Source organism: Arthrobacter sp. ISL-95, assembly GCF_018613695.1.
Classification (GTDB): domain Bacteria; phylum Actinomycetota; class Actinomycetes; order Actinomycetales; family Micrococcaceae; genus Arthrobacter.
This window is the reverse complement of sequence record NZ_JAGGPR010000020.1, coordinates 26850-42182: the sequence shown is the minus strand read 5'-3', so window position 1 is coordinate 42182 and position 15333 is coordinate 26850. Positions and strand designations below refer to the sequence as shown.

Below are 15333 nucleotides of genomic sequence, written 5' to 3'. Positions count from 1 at the left end.
ATGCAGTCCGGGCGTTCCTGGCGGCGATGACGACGACCGAACACGAAGCCGTCTTCTATGCCGTCTCCGCGAACACAGCACGGTGGTGGGACCTAAAGGCTGGACATGACGTCGGGTTCCTCCCTGAAGATGATGCTGCCCAGTGGGGAGCGCAGGAGGACTTTGATCCCAACATGCCTCAAGGCGGGATTTACGCGGCCAAGGACTACTCGACCGGGAAGATGCGCCTGTAGCAGGCGCGAAGCTTCGGTGAGGGGAGCGCACCTTGGCCGCCCCCTGCTCATGATGTGGCGAGACGGGCCGAGCTGCATGCTGCGGATAGTACGGCGTTCACACTCGCAGTCAGGATGGAGCGATCTTTACCGGCTGCCCAGCGTGTGCCTTTTGCGTCGCGGTATTCCACGAGTGTCAGGGCCTCACTGTCGGCGCCCGCGGTAAGGGAAGTTTGGTGCAGGGCGAGGACATCGATCGAGATGCCGTGCTCGCCGAGCAGTTGCGTCACCGCCTCGACGGGACCGATAGTGTCGTAGCTGCCGCTCCGCTCGCTGCCGTCGATGCGGACATTGACCCTTGTGGTGGTCGTGTTGTCGTGGCTCAGGGATTCAAGGTCGAGTAGGTCGATGACGTCGGCGTCCCGCTGCAGATAGTTGTGTTCGAACAGTTCGAGCAGGGTTGGTGCGTTGATTTCGAGTCCGGTGCTGTCGGCGTGGTCCTGCACGCGTCGGGCGAAGTCGATCTGCAAGCGACGGGGCAGTTCGATGCCATAGTCCGTTTCGAGCAGGTAGGCGATGCCGCCTTTGCCGGATTGGGAGTTGACGCGGATGACGGCGTCATAGCTGCGGCCGATGTCGGCGGGGTCGATCGGCAGGTAGGGCACTCGCCACTCGATCTCTTTTTCGGGACGGCCCTCGGTCTTGGCCCGTTCGCGATGCTCGGCGAAGCCCTTCTTGATCGCGTCCTGGTGGGTGCCGCTGAAAGCTGTGTGCACCAAGTCGCCAACGTAGGGGTGGCGTGGGTGAATTTCGAGGCGGTTGCTGTATTCGACGGTGCGGCGGATCTCGTCGATGTCGGAGAAGTCGATCATCGGATCGATGCCTTGGGCGTGCAGGTTCAGGGCAAGCGTGGCGATATCGACGTTGCCGGTGCGCTCTCCGTTGCCGAATATGCAGCCCTCGACTCGTTGGGCGCCGGCAAGTATGGCTAATTCGGCGCAGGCGATACCGGTGCCTCGGTCGTTGTGGGGATGCACTGAGAGGATCACGGCGTCCCTGCGGGCGAGACTCTTGTGCATGTATTCGATCTGATCGGCATACACATTCGGTGTCGCGATCTCCACAGTCGCGGGCAGGTTCAGGATCACCGGACGATCGGGCGTCGCCTGCCACAGCTCAGTCATGGCGTCGCAGAGCTCGATGACGTACCCGGGTTCGGTGAGGTTGAACACCTCAGGTGAGAACTCGAACCGCACGTTTGGCAGGTGGCCGGCCAACTCGAGCACGTCGCGTCCGCCGGTCAGGATCAGCTTCCGCAGTTCGTCGCGGTCCTTGTCGAGGACCACATCGCGCCAGACGGGCGCGGTGGCGGTGTACATATGGATCACTACCCGGTTGCGGATGCCGCGGATCGAAGCGACGGTGCGCTCAATCAGGTCGCGCCGGGCCGGGGTGAACACGACGATCGTCACGTCCTCGGGCGCGATGTCAGTATCAGCGATCAGGCGCACGAAGTCGTAGTCGGTCCGCGACGCAGATGGGTACCCGACCTCAATCTCCTTGTAGCCCATCTTCACCATCAGCTCGAAGAACCGGCGCTTGCGGTCGGGGTCCATCGGTTCGGACAGGGCCTGGTTGCCGTCACGCAAATCCACGGGTACCCACAACGGCGCCTGAACCAAGCGACGGGAAGGCCAGTTGCGGTCGGCGAGCGGAACCTCCACACGGGAATACACATCGCGATAGCGGTGGGAGGGCATTTGTGAGGTTCGCTGACGGTTCCAAGATGGTGCGACGGCGGGCACTGGCCCGGCGGGCGTGGAAAGGCGCGGGAAATCATTGGTGGTCATGGCGTGGGAGTCCTTCTTCATTCGATGTAGTCCGACGACCGGCGCGCGTTTCGACTCCACGTCGGGGAGCCGGTCAGGCTATGCCCCGCCGTGGCGGCGAAGAAGAAGAAGTCCGTAAAGCATGAATTCACGTTAGCACAACTCCTCAGACAAGTAGAGAAGTTTGGAAGTAAGAGATGATGGTTTCATGACACAACTGCGCCGCGAACCGCTCGCCGAACAAGCCGCCGAGGCACTTCTCGAACGCATCCGCGGCGGCGAATGGGCGCTCGGTCAAAAGCTGCCGGGGGAGACGACGCTCGCTCCGCAGCTCGGCGTCGGCCGGTCCACAATCCGCGAAGCCATTCGGCACTTGGCTGGCCGCGGCGTGCTCGCGACCCGTCAAGGTGCCGGAGTCTTCGTCACGGCGCTGGATGAGCCCGAAGATTGGGACCAGGTCCTTCGCCGCGCGGATATTGCTGCCGTGATAGAGGCGCGTATCGCGATCGAGGTGGAAGCCTCCGCGCTGGCGGCGGAACGACGCACCCTGTCGGATCTCCGTGCCATGAAGCGCGCGGCAGAGGAGCGGGATTTGCACCGTTCGGGCGTGGAAGAGCACGTCGACGCAGATACGGTCCTTCACCGCAGCATCGTTCTGGCTGCCCATAATCAGATCCTTACCGAATTGTTCGACACTTTCACCCCGCGCAGCAGGCAAGCGATGATCGAACTGCTCCGGCGCCGTGGCGAACACGGCGGCGAGGCCGACCACCTCATTCACATGCGCATCCTCGAAGCGATCGCCCACAGAGACGCGGAATCGGCGGCCGCGCTCACCCGGGACCATCTGCTCGCGCTCAAAGCAAAACTGCCCTAATCCGACGTTGGACGCCCTGTCCACGCCTTACCCACCGACCGCTCGATCGCACAGGGGTTATGGCGGTCAAGGCTGGTTTGCCGGAGATCAGCCCGTTTCCGACCAAGGCGTCCGGCGTGCCATGCCATATCAGAGGAAACGGGATTGTGATCGTGACTGAAAAGAGTTCGGTACGTGGACCGCTCTTCGTGGCGGCGTGCCCTTAAGCTCGTCGAGTGTTACGACGAGCTGATGCTCCAGAAGGTTCGAAAGCCGAGTATGAAAGAATCGGCCGGCATCGAACACCGGTTAGGAGGCAGCGAACGCTCGATAGCGTAGCGAAATGATTGCAACGCGCGAAGTCACCTACGAAGCTGACGGTTTGACAATGGTCGCGCACCTCGCGCGACCGCACGGCGACGGCCCCTGGCCGGCCGTTCTTATCGGACATGACGGGATCGGCCTTCACGACTATCAACGCCGCCGCGCCGAGGCCTTGGCCGAGCAGGGCTATATAGCCCTGGCAATGGACTACCACGGTGGCCAACTGTTCTCCGGCAATCCAACAGCAATGCTGGCCCGGATCATGCCGCTGATTGCAGATGCAGACCGGATGGAAGCAATCGGCCGCGCCGCACTCGATGTGCTGCTCGCGGTGCCTGGTGCCGACCCCGGCCGCCTCGCCGCCCTCGGCTACGGGGCCGGAGGCAGTATCGTGATGGAACTTGCCAACGCCGGCGTGCCGTTCAAGGCCGTCGCCGCGATCCATCCCGGCCTTCCAGCAGCCCGCCCTGAGGACTGGACCAGCGTGATGGGACCTATCCTCCTGTGTACAGGTTCCGAAGACCCGATCTGCAGCCCCGACCACGTCCTGACATTTACCCAAGCGCTCGAAGAGGCCGGGGTCGACTGGCGCGTGAACATCTACGGCGGAGCCAAGCACGCCTTCTGGGCCCAGCCGACAAACCCTGACGGGTCGCCCACAGGTGGGACCACCCACACCGAAGCGACCGTGCCCGGCGTGGGCTACCACCCTACACACACGGCCCGAGCGTGGCGGGCAGTGCTCGACCTGCTCGACGAGACCATCGGGGCTCCATCGTTCCTGCCCAAGTGAGCCGGCGATTCCACCCACGGTCCACCATCGGTCACCGCCGACATCCCATAAGGCGATGGGATCACGGGCGCAGGGGCGACGCCGAAGAGCGCGACTGGTACGCCGCTGCGGCTGTGGAGTACGGCTGGTCGCGGAATGTCCTGCTGAAACATGATGGTGAACCGCTCGATGGCGCGCACCGGCACGGCCCCTTCGAACTTCACCTGCCAGCTCGTATCCCCGGACTCGGAGCTGGCCCAGCAAATGGCCAAGGACCCCCTACAACTTCGAACTCCTCGGGCTCTCCGGAGAAGTCGCCGAACGTGAACTCGAAAACGCCCTCACCGCCCGGATCACCGAAACCCTCCAGGAACTCGGGCCCGGGTTCTCATTCGTCGGCCGACAAGTACACTTCGACGTCGACGGAGACGACTACTACGTCGACTTGCTGTTCTTCCACATCGAGCAACTCCCATACGTCGTCATCGAACTTAGGACGGGCCGCTTCCGCGCTGAATATGCAGGCAAGCTCAATTTCTATGTCGCCCTGGTCGACGTCCTCCGGCGCGACTATCACAACGAAACCGTCGGAATCCTCACCGGCGGCACAAAAAACGACCGTAGTGTCTGCTACAGCCTCGGCCGCTCCACCTCGCCCGTGGCAGTTGCAGCCTACACCACGACACACTCCCCGCCGCTGAAAAAGAGGCACTACCCAACGAAGGACACCTCGTCGCGGCTCTCGAACTGACCGAACCCGACGAAGGAGAGGCCGCATCCGCTTAGCGACCGCGGATGTTTCGAGGCAGCAGAGCCACCCGCCGGATACGAAATCCCGCACACATGAGAATATGTGTCCACCATGGATTGGCATGAAGCACTTGAACTTAACCTCAAATACGTCGAGGCCCTGATTTGGCCTGCACTAATAGTGTTCGGGATACTTCTGTTCAAGAAGCAAGTCGGAGGTTTGCTAGAGAACCTTGAAAGCGCAAAATCGTCTGGCTTTGAAGCGACAGTCGGCGAGATCCGACTTCTCCATTGCGGCGGCACATGGGCTCACTGATATCGGCATTTTCGTGCAACTCAAGTGGAACGCTAGAAAGCTGGTGACCAGCGCTGATCAGCACCTGAGATATACGAATCGAGCCATCGGTTCGTCCATTTTCCGTTCCTCCTGCCCAGCATGCGTCCCGTAAGGTCTAATAGCCAGCCGGGCCGTGCTTTAGAGAGATGGCCACACACCGGTTCCTCGAAAGGGAACACACCTGGGTGGGAAATGGCGTTACCCTCAGCCTTGCCGCAGCCGGTTCAGTCTTCGAAGTGCAGGGTTCCCTCGGCTTTGCCGCTTAGGTGGGTGATGATGTCGGTGGCGACCTTGTGGACTTTTTCGTTCCGGTGGCTTGAGGCTTTGGTGATGAGTTTGAAGGCTTCTTCCTGGGTGCAGCGGTTCTGGGCCATGATGGCGCCGCTGGCCAGGTCGATGACAGTTCTGGTGGCCATTGCTGTTTTCAGGTCGGTGTTAAGTTGTTCCACGGTTTCGATTCTGATCGCCAGGCGCAGGGTGCTGCCGGCTACATGCGCGAACCCGGCGGCCTCGTCTATGACTTCGGGGGTGAAGAGGCCGGGTTTGGACGCGAAGAAGTTCAGGACCGCTTCGGAGGTTTCGCCCAGATCCATGGGAACACCCAGAGCACTGTGGCATCCATGGGCGGCCAGTTCGCGGCTGTACTGGTGCCAGGACACGTCCGTGGCGACGTCGTCCAGCAGCAGGGGCTTGCCCTGGTCAAGAGCATCCAGGCACGGTCCCTGTCCGATGCTTTGTTCGATGTGGTCCAGGAGGACTGCTTTGTCGCTGTTGCCCGCCACCGTCGCGGTGCGTTTACGCCGGCGCAGCGTCAGAGCACAATCGATCGGCGCACCCGCGGCTTGGCTCATCGCGTTGGACGCGAAGCCGGTCACGCCCTGCAGGATCGCATTGATGTCGGCTGTTCCGGTGACCAGTTCGTGCAGACTCAGGATGTGCTCGGCGTGTACGGGGGTTTCCATAGCCTAATGGTAGGTCCCTTGTGTACTTCCTCGTCCGGTTGTTCGGGGAAGCATCGTCCATGTAACTTTAATTAGTAAGCAGACTGATCATTCAGCCTGCGTGCAGGAGGCCCGTCGATAGCACTGGGATGTCAGAGATGAACGACCCGCGACAGAGAGCACGAGACCTGTTGGAGCACGACAGCAGCATCACCCTTGAACGGTTATGGATCAAGTACTGGGCCGAAGGCGGCAACGCCGACCCGCTGGAACTGGACGCTTACGTACACGAAGCGTTGAAACCGCATCCTTTCGAACTGGACCTTATCGCCTGGGCCATGGAGGACCTTTGCCCCTGACAGCTGCAGGGGCACTGACCCTACACATATCAATCGACGGTGCAGCTACGCTTCCTGGTTGACCTATTGCTTTCTCATTGGCCTACTGCTTCGGGACGCCAACTCCGTCGACGAGTGTCTGGGCCACGTCGCGCAGTTTCTGATTCCGATCGTTCGAAGCCTTCCTCAGGATACGGAACGCTTCCTCATGGGTGCACCGGTTCTGGGAAATGATCACCCCGCACGCCGTATCAATAACGGACCTGCTCTTACTTGCGGCGTCCAGGTCTTCGGTGGCTTCGTTCAACGCGGCGATCCTGATGGCCACCCGTAACGCTTTGCCGGCAATTCCCGCGAAGGACAAGGCATCGGTGACACCTTGCCGGGTAAACGTCCCCGGCGCGGGAGCGAAGAAGTTCAACACGGCGGCGGCGTCCCGCCCGAGTTCCATCGGCACGCCAAGTGTGCTGCGCATCCCTGCCGCGGCCAACGCTTCGCAGTAATCACCCCATTGGGGTGATGACAGGGCATCATCGAGCACAACCGGCCGTCCACTGCCCAAGGCGTCGATGCAGGGTCCTTGTTCCAGGGTTTGCTCGATCCGGTCCAGCAGCATCGCATGGTCACTGCTGCCGCCCATCATGGCGGTACGCTTCCGCCGTCCCAACGTCACAGCACATTCGATACGCGCCCCGGTCGAGCGTGTCATCGCAGCCGCCCCCAGAACAGTCATCCCGTCGAGGAAGGCCTGGACGTCATCAGAAGCGATGAGGAGTTCGGCGAGGCGCTCAGCGTCCTCTACCTGATTCTCCACCGGCACAGACTCCAACGAAAACACCCGCCTTTCACAACAGGTACAACCACTCGATGGGCCTTGCTGCCGAAGCCCAGAACACCCCTGGGATTAAACCCCATCAGCGGCGATGATCCGCAGCTGAGGGGTCGAGGTTGTGTCCGCGAATAATTTAGCAAGGAAGTCTAGCAATCACTAAAAGAGCTCAATGGCGGACGGACCGAAGGGTCCTCCGCGATGGAACCGCCGGCTGCTTGACGGCTCCATCGGAGCACCAGACCGGCATTCAGATGGCCAGGAGACTTGCGTGTTTCACGAGAACGGTCAAAAACGGATACACCAAGGAATTCGTTTCGGCGCTGTTGTCCTGGTCAGCATGCGCCTTAAGCAGCGCAATAGCCAATGGAGTCGCACACGCATCGTTCTGCTCCGCTGCGATCAAAGGCTTAGCCGTGTGGATCAGGGGTCAGTGCTGGTTAGATGGGAGCCATTAGAGGAACTGGCAGAGACCACCGGAACCCAACGGGGCCTGGCTGCCACAACGGGACGGAGCGGACCCTGATGCGCGACTGGATACGAAACCACGGGTTGCTGCTGGCCAACATCGCCCTTTTTCTCATCTTCTTCGTGGGGATGGTCATCACCGGCGCTGCTTCCTACAGCGAGGACCAGCAAGCCCACGGCCAAGCTGCAGTGGCATCGGCGAATACCTGAGCACGGGCGCGTTCGTGGAAGCGACCTTTGAGAACTGGGAGTCGGAGTTCCTCCAGATGGGAATGTACGTCGTCCTCACCGCCTACCTCTTCCAAAAGGGATCTTCCGAATCCAAACCCGTGGGCAAAGCAGCACCCCAGGACGAGGACCCCCGGGCGGCCACCAAAGGCGCCGATACTCCGTGGCCTGTCCGGCGGGGCGGCTGGGTCCTGAAAGTCTACGAACACTCATTGTCAGGGCTTTTCTTCCTGCTGTTCGCGGCGTCCATCATCCTGCACGCCGTCGGCGGTGCTAACGCCTACAGCGAGGAACAAACCGCGCACGGTCAGCCACCGGTGACCGTTCTTGAATACGTCGGGACCTCGCAGTTCTGGTTCGAGTCATTCCAAAACTGGCAAAGCGAATTCCTCGCCGTCGCAGTCATTGTCGGAGCCTCCGTCTACCTGCGCGAACGACGCTCCGCCGAATCCAAACCCGTCGCAGAACCCCACTACGAAACAGGCACCTAACCCATCCCGCGCGGTAGCCCAAGACGCTGCAGACCGCCACCGGAACGCCCGCGGAAAGCCAGTTTTCACCCACAGCATGGAATGCTCCAGCTCCCGGGAACCGGGACGTTCCAATAGGTACCCCGTGTTGTGCGTCTGGCTGCCTGCATGGCCGGAGCCGGGTCCTCGCCCGGACGCCCACAAACGGATACACTCCTCGCATCCAGCCCGGACTCCTGATGGGTGTCGTCCCTCTGGCGGCAGTGATGTGGATCGGAGTGATCATATCGATGCTGCTCGGACTGGACCGCGCAAACCGGCACGACAAACCCACAGAACAGACTGAGCATCCGGGCGAACCGAAGGATGCCGAAGAGACGACCAGATGACGAATCCCTACCGGCCCCCAAGGGCGGGCTTCCTCTAGCGGTCAGTAAGCGGCGGGAACGTCTGAGCGGCGTCACCGAGCCATGTCAGCGCCTTAACCCTGGAGGTGAAGAATCTGGTGGGGCACGGGGCCTTGCTTGTTTGGAGTTGATAGTCGACCAGTGCGCGGTCCACGGGGCTCTCTCCGAGTAGAGCGATCCTGGACACTGCGCATGGTTCGGCGAAAACTTCACGTGCGCTGCGGCTAAGGAACATGCTGGCAGCCATGTCGACCAACAGCGGGTACGTTCGGCCGCTCGCGAGTTTGTTGACGGCGTCCATGGCCGCGCGGGCGTTGCCTGCGTCAATGCGCACGCCAGGGTTCCAAACCAGATGCAGCAGAGGACCATCCTCAAGCCGGAGGACGCCCTCGCCTAAATCCAGCTGTTGTTCCATCAGGCACCTCCGATGTCTTGTGTCACCGAAAAGCCTAGGCGTAAGGGCCGGACAGCAACTTCTGGGTACGGCCGTCCTGCCCTTGCCGCGGACCGGGGCAGCCCCGGCCAAAGTTGGGGGCTCCTTGGCCGTTGCCTGGACCCGCTGATCTCAGTAAAAACCCCTCACTGGCCCTGAACACGGGTAATCGGTACTCATCTTTCGAACCCCGCCATCTGACCGCTACCTACCCGTCTGCGGGGAGACCTGAAGAGTCCAGAAAAGGCTCCCTTACAGGACACATTCAGAGGATCCGGCCGGGTTGCAGCCCATAGGACATCGTTTCCTCCTAAAGTGATGGCACGATGACACGCACGAGGAACTTCAATGACCGACGCCGCCACTACACGGTGTCCACTCCGACCCTGGAGGTGGACATTGTTGAAGACCACGCGGTGTTGTTGGACGGCCTGGCCGTGTGGCTCGAACAGAACACTGAGGGCATCCGGGTTGTCGGCCGGTACCGGTCCTGGGCCGAACTGGCAGCACGGATGGACCACCTCTCGGACGTGGTGATCCTGGACGTGCTGCTTGGGGACAACATCCCCTTGCCCGTCAAGATCCGGGCCCTTCTTTCAGATGGTCCACAAGTGGTGGTGTGCAGCTGCGTGACCGACCCGGCCGTGATCCGGCAAGCGTACGCGGCCGGGGCCTTGGCTTATGTGCCCAAGACCGGGCCGGCCGCCGTCATTGAGGCTGCGCTCCGTGCAGCGGCCGCAGGCCAGCAGTACGTCCCCGACGAAATCGCAGCTGTCATGGCCACCCCAGAAGCAGCCCCGCAACTAACCTCAAGGGAGCACCAAGTGGTGTCGATCTACCTCAGCGCAGACGGGCGAACCATGGCAGATGTCGCCCAAACCCTGGGAATCACCGTGGACGGGGTGAAAAAGCACCTGGTCGCTGTTCGCCGGAAGTTCCAGGACGGCGGAGAACCCTTGTCCAGGCTCGCTCTGCGGCAGCGTTTGGTCAGCGGCGGGTGGCTCCACGACTAGGCACAGACACTCAAGATTACGAGGGCCGCACCTGAGCGACCAACATCCCGTTCCGGACAGCCCTTTAGCGTCCTCAGTATTTCAACGGCGGCTTTGTAGCGTTCGAGGACCTGGGCGCTGATCGTCCCCCTGTCGGCGACCTTGATGCCGTTTTCCTTTGCCCAAGCCCGCACCTTGGCGTTGCGATTTTTCTGGGTGCGTGCCTTCATTGGTGAGTGCACCGCCCGGGCTGCAGAAACATACGATTGGAGCATGGATCGGAATTCGTGAGCGTTGGGACCGCTAAGGTCAATTTCATACTCAACGCCGTCAATAGCAAAGGAAATGCTCTCCTCTGCCTCTGAGCCGTCCAGATCGTCGTGCAAAGTGATGATTGTTCGCGTAGCCACCGGATAACGGTACCCGCCTTGAACATCTGCCTTGCGAACGGCCCCCGGGGTGTCCCGCTTGCCAGCTTTCCCGGGCTTTTTCACAACAAGCGGCGGATAAGAACAACGGAGGCCAAAGCCTCGGCCTGTCCGGCGTCCTCCAGAAACCCCACTGATCGGTAGTACCGGACCGCGGCTCGGTTGGTCCTGCGGATCACCGCGCGAATGGATGTGACATCATAGGTCCGTGCGTGGCGCATCGTTTGGTCGATAAGACCGGTGCCACCTCCTTGTCCGCGCGCGTCCTGGGACACGAACGTGGCAATAGCCGCCATGCCCTTCGGTAGGTCGTCGTGGAACCGCTCCACCACCTGGAAACCCAGGATCCGCCCGCGGTCCTCCTGCGCGAGCATGCAACTCACGCAATGACTGCCGGTAAGAAACCATTCAGTAAACTCCTCGCCCGTTAGACGGGAGTTGATGGCTGTCTTGTCACCTTCATCGACGACACGGTTCAACACCTGGCTAAGAGGCGAGGCGTCCGATCGGGGTGCAGCGCGGATAAGCATCGACCCCATATTCCTCTCCGAGAGTGCAGAGTTCAATCCGTCGAAGAAGCACCGTCACAGCCGCCAGAGGTGTGCACCAGAACTGTTGGTGGAACCCTGTGTCCCAAGATGTCCCGCTTCCTTGGTACTGGGACACCTCGGTGGCACATGACACGGCTAGTTGTCCTCCTCCTCGGAAGGCTTAGGATTACCGCCCGAGGTGCGGAGCGGTCATGCCCGGACGCGTAGTCCGTCCACGCCGCCTCCTGGGCGTGCGGCTTCGGAATCGTAGAACGGCCACGGCGCCGGTGGTTGGTTCTTTGATGTCGTCAGATCGTAAGCAACTGGCAGGGAGGGGCAACCGCCCTGCCCTTGCGCCCTACAAGATGCGTGTTAGGCCGCACCGTCTAATTCGCACACCGGCTCCACCTTGATCTCTGGCATGCCCCCAGGGACAACAAACTCTCGGTTTCGAAGCAGCATGAGCATCTGGTTGTGCATCTCCCCGCCCAGCGCTTGACCTGCATATCCAGGTACCGATGCAAGGGCCAAGGACATTTCTCCGTCCAGCCGGATACCTGCCATAACGCTCGGGAGTTCAAGCGCCGCTTCCTGTAAGACTTCCTGCTCCATCTCAATCACATGGGTAACCGTGATGCGAAAGCGTGCCATGCCCGAACCTTCCTTTAGTGGTTACTCTCTTTAGACTGGTCTTCCATGCTCAATCTCTGAGCGGCTCACTCACGCTCCAAGATCTCCGAGATGAATCGGATTGCAGTTTTGGTCCGCTTCATCGGAACTGGACTCGCTTTGTTGGAGGACGGTGCCTACGAGCGAGTCAGAGCCCCCTTACGGATACAGTGGGGGCGCTCAGGGATTCGTGACGCGAAAACCGTGGATATTTTTGGGCTGCGTTCTATCCTGCTTCCGCGTGATGATTCTCGCCGCGCAGTTGGTGGAGTCGGCAGGACAGGCGGGTCTTGTGGATTTCGGCGAGCAGCTCACCTTTGGTGACGGGCCGGGGTATTTCCCCCGTCGGGCCGTCCAGGTTCAGGGTGGTGGCGGAGTCGTAGAAGCGTCGTTCCACGTCACTGGTCGGTTCCTCAATGGCTGCCAGGACATAAGCGAGGGCCCGCAGCTCCGGATCGTTGTGAAACTCTGTTGGCACATCGTGCAGGTTAAGGATGGCGGTGAGAGTAGCTTCGGTGATGCTCATTGCTGGATCCTTTCCTGTGTGCCGGCACCCCTATGTTGATAAGTATGCCGATGATGCAGGTGGAAGGAAGCGTCCTGACGGCTCCCTTTACCTCCGGGGAAACGCGAACCGTGACCTCACGTCATTTCTCTATTCAGCCTGCATTGCGCTGGTTCGTCGTCAGACCCATCCCTCAAGAATGTCTGCGAACCATGCATCCTGGAACTTTTTGAATAAGGCAACTCGGGCTCTGGTGACATTTCGAATTGTTTTGTAGTCTGTCCCCAACCGTTGACTGTGAAGGAATCCACGGAGGATCCACGCAGGTCAGCGGTCGACTACACGCCACGAGGGGGGTGATGGCAGGACGCGCCGCGCTGCTGCGGGCAGCTCCCGGACCGGTCTCTTTGGCTTGGTGCTTCTGCGGTGAAGACCGCCTACACGTGCTGAGTGAACCTCCCGGTCCGAACCCCGGCTGAAGTGGGTTTGACGACGACAGCCGGAATCACCGTTCATTTCTGGGAAGGCATCATTGTTATGGACCGTAATTCGGAAGACAAGTCGATAAGGAATTCCACCGCCCGTATATGGAAAGCAGCAGTAGCTGCGCTTGCCGCCGTAATACTGCTGCTTCCTTTTGCTATCGGCATCGGTGTAGCAGCGCCTGCTGCAGCCGCGGCGACTCAAGTAGACCTCGGAACGGCAACCCCCTTCGCCGTCCTGGCCGGCAGTACCGTCACCAACACCGGCCCCAGCGTCATCAACGGGGATCTCGGACTCAGCCCCGGGACCTCAGTGACGGGCTTCCCGCCCGGAACCGTCAACGGAACCATGCACGTCACTGACGCGGTCGCCGCCCAAGCTCAAGCGGACCTGAGCACCGCATACCTCTCCGCGGCCGGAATGGCCCCGGATGTCAACCTCACGGGCCAGGACCTCGGTGGGCTCACCCTGACCCCCGGGGTGTACAAGTTCGATTCCTCAGCCTTCCTCACCGGCACCCTCACCCTCGACGCCCAAGGCAACCCCGATGCTGTGTTCGTCTTCCAGATCGGCTCGACGTTGATCACAGCGCCGAACAGCTCAGTGGCGCTCATCAACGGCGCTCAGGCCTGCCATGTGTTCTACCAAGTCGGCAGCTCAGCCACCCTTGACACCAACACCACCTTTGTCGGCAACATCTTGGCCCTCACCTCCATCACCGCGAACACAACGGCCACAGTGAACGGCCGGCTCCTCGCACAGAACGGCGCGGTCACGCTGGACACCAACGTCATCACCAGGTCCGACTGCGCGCCTCCGGTGACCCCGACGATCACGGTCTCCAAGACCGCTAACCCCACATCCCTGCCAGCCCCTGGCGGGACTTTCACCTACACCGCAACAGTTGCCAACACCGGCAGCACGGCCATCACACTGACAACCCTGACCGATAGCATCTCCGGGGACCTCAACGGCCAGGGCACCTGCGCAACCGGCGGCACGATCGCCCCCGGTGCCAGCTACAGCTGCCAGTTCAGCCGCGCCTTCACCGGCGATGCCGGGGCTACCGAGACCGACACCATAACGGCCACCGTAACCGCCCCCGGAGGAACCACGGCAACCGGATCCGACAGCGAAACCGTGACAATCACCGCGCCTCCGGTTACACCGACGATCACGGTCTCCAAGACCGCTAACCCCACATCCCTGCCAGCCCCTGGCGGGACTTTCACCTACACCGCAACAGTTGCCAACACCGGCAGCACGGCCATCACACTGACAACCCTGACCGATAGCATCTCCGGGGACCTCAACGGCCAGGGCACCTGCGCAACCGGCGGCACGATCGCCCCCGGTGCCAGCTACAGCTGCCAGTTCAGCCGCGCCTTCACCGGCGATGCCGGGGCTACCGAGACCGACACCATAACGGCCACCGTAACCGCCCCCGGAGGAACCACGGCAACCGGATCCGACAGCGAAACCGTGACAATCACCGCGCCGACGGAGGCCATCAAGGTCTGCAAGATCGCAGGCAAGGGTATCAAGGTGGGCAGCATCTTCACCTTCACTGTTGGCACAAAGACTGTCGATGTGCAGGCGGGCCCGGCCAGTCAGGGCGGTCACTGCGAGACCGTCACCGGCTTCACCCCGGGCAGCGAGGTGACAGTGTCCGAGGCGGCCACCGCTGGGGTTAGAGTCTCGGACATCACCGTCGCGCCGTCCGAGCGCAAAGTGTCAACCAGCACGGCGGCCCGTACAGCAACAGTCAAAACCGGTAGTGATTACACCACGGTGACGTTCACCAACGAAGCTCACGGTAACGGAGGCGGAGGCGGCGGCAACGGCGGAGGCGGCGGCAACGGCGGAGGCGGCGGCAACGGCGGAGGCGGCGGCAACGGCGGAGGCGGCGGCAACGGCGGAGGCGGCGGAGGCGGCGGCAACGGCGGAGGCGGCGGCAACGGCGGAGGCGGCGGCAACGGCAACGGCGGCGGTTCGGGAATGAATCAAGGCTCCCGCGTTCAGACTGCAGCCGAGGAGTCCGGGGCCGGGCCTCAGATATCGTCGGCTCCCTGGGGTGCCATCCTCACGGGGCTCTCGCTTCTCCTGGCAGGAGGGGTAGTACTTCGTCGCAGTACTAAATGAAGAACTAGGCAGTCCTTTCTTTCACAAAGACAAAGTTCCGGTCCGCAGTATGGGCCGGCAACCGTCACAGGGCATTGCGGGAGGTGCCGGGCGTTTCAAGCCGGCACCTCCCTGAGCTGGCGATAAGGAGCATCTGCTGTGGACCAATTCGATAGCGCCCACCCGAGCAACCCACGCAGGTCGGCCCTGGCGACGTCTTTGGTGGTTGTATTTTGCGTGCTGGTGGCGGCATTGTTGGTTGCCGGCGCTTTCGTCCTGAACCCGCAAAGGGGCGGTGATACGCGATCGGGATCGGGATCTGACCAAGTATCCGCAGAGGTTTCCGGGCAGGCAGTGAAACCGGTTCTGCCTCAATCGGCCCCGCCTCCTGCGCCAGCTACCGCGCCGTCA

The 15333-nt window shown here is 61.6% G+C and carries 13 protein-coding genes and 3 pseudogenes; 8 read left to right on the top strand and 8 right to left on the bottom strand.

The genetic code is table 11. The features are described 5' to 3' along the window. Positions 1-233, top strand: a pseudogene (locus tag J7I86_RS21710) (hypothetical protein); the annotation flags it as partial. A 47-nt stretch (positions 234-280) separates the two neighbouring features. On the opposite strand, the gene J7I86_RS21705 reads toward J7I86_RS21710, so the two are convergent. Continuing rightward, complete coding sequence (locus tag J7I86_RS21705; RefSeq protein ID WP_214822927.1) at positions 281-2062, bottom strand: 2-isopropylmalate synthase; 1782 nt, start codon at positions 2060-2062, stop codon at positions 281-283. A gap of 187 nt (positions 2063-2249) precedes the next feature. On the opposite strand from J7I86_RS21705, the gene J7I86_RS21700 reads away from it, so the two are divergent. The 3 genes and pseudogenes from J7I86_RS21700 to J7I86_RS23210 form a co-directional block, all read left to right on the top strand. Beyond that, the gene (locus J7I86_RS21700) at positions 2250-2918 is read left to right on the top strand and encodes a FadR/GntR family transcriptional regulator (RefSeq protein ID WP_214822926.1); all 669 of its coding nucleotides are present in this window, start codon (positions 2250-2252) and stop codon (positions 2916-2918) included. Between the two features lie 322 nt (positions 2919-3240). After that, positions 3241-4014, top strand: coding sequence for a dienelactone hydrolase family protein (locus tag J7I86_RS21695; protein ID WP_214822925.1), 774 nt, complete (start codon positions 3241-3243; stop codon positions 4012-4014). Between the two features lie 310 nt (positions 4015-4324). Next, positions 4325-4744 (top strand): annotated as a pseudogene (locus J7I86_RS23210) (PDDEXK nuclease domain-containing protein); the annotation flags it as partial. A 560-nt stretch (positions 4745-5304) separates the two neighbouring features. Here the strand turns inward: J7I86_RS23210 and J7I86_RS21685 are convergent. Next, on the bottom strand, positions 5305-6042 hold the full coding sequence (locus tag J7I86_RS21685) for a GAF and ANTAR domain-containing protein (protein ID WP_214822924.1): 738 nt from the start codon (positions 6040-6042) through the stop codon (positions 5305-5307). A gap of 137 nt (positions 6043-6179) precedes the next feature. Here J7I86_RS21685 and J7I86_RS21680 point away from each other — a divergent pair, with 137 nt between their 5' ends. After that, positions 6180-6380 carry a hypothetical protein gene (locus tag J7I86_RS21680; protein ID WP_214822923.1) on the top strand — a complete coding sequence of 67 codons (201 nt, stop codon included), beginning with the start codon at positions 6180-6182 and terminating at the stop codon, positions 6378-6380. 82 nt (positions 6381-6462) lie between these two features. Here J7I86_RS21680 and J7I86_RS21675 read toward each other — a convergent pair whose 3' ends face one another. Next, positions 6463-7173, bottom strand: coding sequence for a GAF and ANTAR domain-containing protein (locus tag J7I86_RS21675; protein WP_309476783.1), 711 nt, complete (start codon positions 7171-7173; stop codon positions 6463-6465). A 459-nt stretch (positions 7174-7632) separates the two neighbouring features. Between J7I86_RS21675 and J7I86_RS21670 the strand changes: the two are divergent. Next, positions 7633-8375: pseudogene (locus tag J7I86_RS21670) on the top strand (DUF6766 family protein). Between the two features lie 402 nt (positions 8376-8777). Here the strand turns inward: J7I86_RS21670 and J7I86_RS21665 are convergent. Continuing rightward, positions 8778-9176, bottom strand: a complete 399-nt coding sequence (locus J7I86_RS21665; RefSeq protein ID WP_214822922.1) for an STAS/SEC14 domain-containing protein — start codon at positions 9174-9176, stop codon at positions 8778-8780. Between the two features lie 344 nt (positions 9177-9520). Here J7I86_RS21665 and J7I86_RS21660 point away from each other — a divergent pair, with 344 nt between their 5' ends. After that, positions 9521-10207 carry a response regulator transcription factor gene (locus J7I86_RS21660; protein WP_214822921.1) on the top strand — a complete coding sequence of 229 codons (687 nt, stop codon included), beginning with the start codon at positions 9521-9523 and terminating at the stop codon, positions 10205-10207. Here J7I86_RS21660 and J7I86_RS21655 read toward each other — a convergent pair. The 4 genes from J7I86_RS21655 to J7I86_RS21640 all read right to left on the bottom strand — a co-directional run bounded on the left by J7I86_RS21655 (position 10204) and on the right by J7I86_RS21640 (position 12339). Then, positions 10204-10596, bottom strand: coding sequence for an Lsr2 family protein (locus tag J7I86_RS21655; RefSeq protein WP_214822920.1), 393 nt, complete (start codon positions 10594-10596; stop codon positions 10204-10206). The genes J7I86_RS21660 and J7I86_RS21655 overlap by 4 nt on opposite strands. Before the next feature lie 80 nt (positions 10597-10676). Further along, entirely contained in the window at positions 10677-11144 is a 468-nt protein-coding gene (locus J7I86_RS21650; RefSeq protein WP_214822919.1) for a GNAT family N-acetyltransferase, read from the bottom strand. 372 nt (positions 11145-11516) lie between these two features. Then, positions 11517-11795 (bottom strand): hypothetical protein, encoded by a 279-nt coding sequence (locus tag J7I86_RS21645; protein ID WP_214822918.1) that lies wholly within the window; start codon positions 11793-11795, stop codon positions 11517-11519. A gap of 244 nt (positions 11796-12039) precedes the next feature. Further along, entirely contained in the window at positions 12040-12339 is a 300-nt protein-coding gene (locus tag J7I86_RS21640) for a hypothetical protein (protein ID WP_214822917.1), read from the bottom strand. 429 nt (positions 12340-12768) lie between these two features. Between J7I86_RS21640 and J7I86_RS21635 the strand changes: the two genes are divergently transcribed. Further along, positions 12769-14943 (top strand): ice-binding family protein, encoded by a 2175-nt coding sequence (locus tag J7I86_RS21635; protein ID WP_214822916.1) that lies wholly within the window; start codon positions 12769-12771, stop codon positions 14941-14943. The last annotated feature ends 390 nt before the right edge of the window (positions 14944-15333 follow it).